2 protein-coding genes are annotated in these 1,886 nt (G+C 63.5%); both read left to right on the top strand.

Annotated features, from left to right (window positions below; all coding sequences use genetic code 11):
• Nucleotides 1-921, top strand: coding sequence for a carbohydrate ABC transporter permease (locus HNQ08_RS27025; protein WP_184138561.1), 921 nt, complete (start codon nt 1-3; stop codon nt 919-921).
• A 76-nt stretch (nt 922-997) separates the two neighbouring features.
• Nucleotides 998-1,885 (top strand): carbohydrate ABC transporter permease, encoded by an 888-nt coding sequence (locus HNQ08_RS27020; RefSeq protein ID WP_184138559.1) that lies wholly within the window; start codon nt 998-1,000, stop codon nt 1,883-1,885.
• Nucleotide 1,886: the final 1 nt, after the last annotated feature.

The following is a 1,886-nucleotide window of genomic DNA, read 5'->3' as shown; positions in this document are numbered from 1 at the left end:
ATGACGACGAGAGTGTCGCCCCCCGAGCGTGGGGGTGGATCGATGCGGCGGCACCAGACGCGCACGGCGTACACCTTCCTGCTGATCCCGCTGGTCTTCTTCCTGATCGTGCGCTTCCTGCCCACCCTCTCCGCTCTGCGCCTGAGTCTGTTCGACTGGAACATCCTCAAAGAGCAGCAGCCCTTCGTCGGCACCGAGAACTACCAGCGGCTGCTGACCGACGAGAAGTTCGCCCAGGCCCTCAAGAACACCGCGCTGTACACCGTCATCGGTGTCCCAGCGCAGATCGCGCTGGGACTGGTGGTCGCCCTGATGCTCAACAAGATCCGCGCCCTGCGCGGCCTGTTCCGGGCGCTGTACTTCGCCCCCTACGTCACGCCCATCGTGGCCGCCGCCTGGGTCTGGCAGTGGTTGTTCAGCCCGCAGTTCGGTCCGGTCAATACCTTCCTGATCTGGCTGCACATCCCACCGCAGAACTTCCTGACCTCCCCCGAGCAGGCGCTGGCCACCACCGCCGCGCTGGTGGTGTGGCAGAACCTGGGCTTTCAGATCGTGCTGTTCCTGGCCGGGCTCTCGGCCATTCCCCGCAGCTACTACGAGGCCGCCGAGATCGACGGGGCGGGCAGTTCGCAGGCGTTCTGGAAGATCACCTGGCCGCTGCTCAACCCCACCATCGTCTTCAGCGTGGTCACCGGAACCATCGCTTACCTGCAACTGTTCACGCAGGTGGTCAACCTGAACTTCACCGATCAGGGCGGGCCGCTGGGCAGCACCACCACGGTGGCGCTGTACATCTACCAGATGGCCTTTGGCCGCTACCAGATGGGCTACGCCTCGGCCATCACCGTGGTGCTGTTCGTGATCATCCTGGCCATCACCCTCTTCCAGTTGCGCTTCCTCACCCGGCGGTACGACGTATGACCTCCCTGCAGATCAGACGCCCCAGGATGGGGCGTCCCCAGCCCTCCACGCCAGCCTGCACCGATAGGAAGGCCGCATGACCACGACGCTGCCCACCCCCGATGCCCGTGACTCTGCCGGCAATCCTCGTCCCCGTCGCCGCGTCAACACCCCGCTGCTGCTGGCCTATCTGGTGCTGACCGTGGGCATCGTGGTCACGCTGTTTCCCTTCATGTGGATGCTGCTGACCAGCCTCAAGGGTTTTCAGGAGCTGTTCAACCTCAGCTTCCTCCCCCAGGCCCCCACCCTGGACAACTACCGTCAGGTTCTGCTCGAAACCCGCTTCATCCAGTGGTTCGCCAACAGCTTGCTGGTGGCGGGCGTCACCACCGCCAGCGTGCTGTTCTTCGACTCCATGGTGGGCTACACCCTGGCCAAGTTCGATTTCCCCGGCAAGAACCTGATCTTCATCCTGATCCTGTCCACCCTGATGATCCCCACCGAGATGCTCGTCATCCCCTGGTTCGTCGGGGTCAGTGACCTGCAACTCTCCCGCAGCGTCCCGGGCGCGTACTTCTCGATCATGTTCCCGGGGTTGATGAGTGCCTTTGGGGTCTTCCTGATGCGTCAGTTCTTCGAAACCCTGCCCGATGACCTGCTCGAAGCCGCGCGCATCGACGGCATGAGCGAGTTCGGGATCTTCTGGCGCATCGCCCTGCCACTGGTCCGTCCAGCGCTGGCCAGTCTGGCGATCTTCACCTTCCTGGGCAACTGGAACGCGTTCCTGTGGCCGCTGATCGTGATCCAGAAACCCGAGTTCCGCACGCTGCCGGTGGGCACGGCGCTGTTCAACGGGGAGGCCGGAACCCAGTGGGGGCTGATCATGGCCGCCAGCAGCCTGGCGGTGATTCCAGTGCTGATCGTCTTCGCCATCTTCCAGAAACAGATCATCGAGGGCATCGTCCTCACCGGAATGAAAGGATGAG

This window comes from Deinococcus humi (genome assembly GCF_014201875.1).
In the GTDB taxonomy this organism is placed as follows: Bacteria; Deinococcota; Deinococci; order Deinococcales; family Deinococcaceae; genus Deinococcus; species Deinococcus humi.
The sequence above is the reverse complement of the archived record's forward strand: the minus strand, read 5'-3'. Positions and strand labels throughout refer to the sequence as shown.

Excerpts from the sequence above, each read along its gene's own strand:
- HNQ08_RS27025 (WP_184138561.1), top strand. The coding sequence starts at position 1 with ATGACGACGAGAGTGTCGCCCCCCGAGCGTGGGGGTGGATCGATGCGG.
- HNQ08_RS27020 (WP_184138559.1), top strand. The coding sequence starts at position 998 with ATGACCACGACGCTGCCCACCCCCGATGCCCGTGACTCTGCCGGCAAT.